General features: G+C 44.7%; 2 protein-coding genes and 1 pseudogene. All 3 read right to left on the bottom strand.

Annotated features, from left to right (window positions below; all coding sequences use genetic code 11):
• Window positions 1-141 (bottom strand): annotated as a pseudogene (locus JZU62_RS07075) (indole-3-glycerol-phosphate synthase TrpC); the annotation flags it as partial.
• Complete coding sequence (locus JZU62_RS07070) at window positions 141-1,397, bottom strand: hypothetical protein (RefSeq protein WP_295013282.1); 1,257 nt, start codon at window positions 1,395-1,397, stop codon at window positions 141-143. The pseudogene JZU62_RS07075 and the gene JZU62_RS07070, both read right to left, overlap by 1 nt.
• Window positions 1,390-1,770, bottom strand: a complete 381-nt coding sequence (locus JZU62_RS07065; protein WP_295013281.1) for a YkgJ family cysteine cluster protein — start codon at window positions 1,768-1,770, stop codon at window positions 1,390-1,392. The genes JZU62_RS07070 and JZU62_RS07065 overlap by 8 nt, the downstream gene beginning before the upstream one ends.
• Between the last annotated feature and the right edge of the window lie 118 nt (window positions 1,771-1,888).

Here is a 1,888-nt window from a genome sequence, read left to right as displayed (position 1 = left end):
AGTAGAGGTAAGATACGGTCGTACATCGCGCGGCGCACGAGCGTTAAAAGCGAGTGAGCGTCCGAGCCAATCCATACTGAACTTGGCTTCCCGCTCTTTTAAATCTTCTTTGGTTTTTTTGATGATATCGTCTAAAATCATTAATTTTTCTCCTTGGTTTTACATTTCTCAATCGCGTTTAAGTGGTCTTTTACCTCTTGTTCATCCGTACCGATCATCGATTCGACCCGTTTCATTAGACGTAACGCCTCGACGCACTCATTTAACTTATAGTGTCCCCATGCCAACGAATCGATGTAAAACGGTGAATCGGGCTGTTTTTCGAGCGCTTTGCGGACATATTGCATCCCCTCACTCACATTTAGGTCATGATCGATCATCAAATACCCCAAATAATTGAGATACAAAGGCTCTTCCAACTCTTTGTTAGCTTTTTTCAACCCTTCGATGACACCCTCTATTATTTTGGGATCATTACGATTGGCGGCACCCTCGTATCGAAACACCGAACTTTGTGCCAAATAGAGAGGATTGTCTTCACGCTCATAAAGTTTTTGCGCCAAAGCGGAGGCTTTATCAAACTCTTTGACTCGTACATACAAATCGAGTAAAAGTGGATCGTTTAATTGCGATTTCTCCAGTAGTGTCGTCATTTTTGAAAAATCTTTTTGATAAAGGTAAATCTTCATCGCCTCTTCGGCGGCGGCGGGATCTTTGAAATCATCAAATGTTTGCTCATAGATCAGTGCCGCATCGTCCAACGCACCGCTATCGGCATACAGACTTCCTAACCGTTTTCCCAACGCTTGGCTATTTCCTTGCGTTCCGATGTGATCTTTTAAAAATTGGATCGCTTCGCGCTTCTCCCCTTGCTGTGCGTATTGGATCAGGGCGATCCGCTCCGCCGTCGTCTCGTCATAATTGAGCGCATACCCTTTTTTAAGTGCCGAGAGGGCACCGCTGTAATCACCGAGCTTCAACCGTGTTTCGGCATACAAAAGATGATCGGGAGCTTTTTGATTTTTTTCACTGAGCACAAGCGCTTTTTGGGATGCTTCACCGAAATTCCCCTCTTTGAGGAGTACAATGATTTCATAACGCTTGAGAATCTCATCTTCAGGAAATTTTTTCAACTCTACGGCGATTTGTTTGGAGAGGGATTTAAGATCGTTGGATTGTTCCAACATCCGCAACGATTGATAGAGATACTCTTTTTTAGAGGTCTGTTTATAGAGTTCGGCGAAAAAACCTGCCGCCTGAGTAGGCTTTTGACGCACCTGCGCATCCAACGCATAGAGAGCAAACGTATCTTCTAATATATTGGGGTTTTGTACCGCAATAGGTACGGCATGGAGGATAGAAAAGGCTAAAACAGATGCAATGAACGATTTAATCATGGATAATCCCCGGACATTCAAGTTTCAGTTCATCGATACGGTGGCGAAAATAATCCCAAAACGGAAACGTTCGGCACTGCAACGGACGCGCGGCGTAAATACTACACCCATTTAATGAACAATCAAAAAACGCACAATCATACGAATCATTCACGATCTTCTCTTTGAGTGAAAAACGGAACCCCTCTTTGCGTAAATAGGTACGGCGGAATTCCCCCTCTTCCATCTCTAGGAGCTTGGCGATAGCGGTTATTTCAGTGACAGAGACAAAAATATTCCCGCTCTCTCCCGTACAGCAGTTCCCCCCGCACGAGGCGCACGTAGATGGGTCAAACGCATAGCTGAAACCGTCTTGTGTCATGAATGTAGACATTTGATACTGTGCACCTTTGCTTTGTCGTAGATCGCTTGTACCGCAGGGGTATATTCGCCGTTTTCTTCCGTAATCATCGGAGGCAATACGGTGAGAGCCGCTTTGGAATTTTTTTTCA

Origin of the sequence: Sulfuricurvum sp., from assembly GCF_019163035.1 — a bacterium.
Taxonomy (GTDB): Bacteria; Campylobacterota; Campylobacteria; order Campylobacterales; family Sulfurimonadaceae; genus Sulfuricurvum.
The sequence above is the reverse complement of the archived record's forward strand: the minus strand, read 5'-3'. Positions and strand labels throughout refer to the sequence as shown.

What these genes read in the sequence shown, in the direction of transcription:
- JZU62_RS07070 (WP_295013282.1), bottom strand. Translation starts at nt 1,397, where the DNA reads ATGATTAAATCGTTCATTGCATCTGTTTTAGCCTTTTCTATCCTCCAT.
- JZU62_RS07065 (WP_295013281.1), bottom strand. Translation starts at nt 1,770, where the DNA reads ATGTCTACATTCATGACACAAGACGGTTTCAGCTATGCGTTTGACCCA.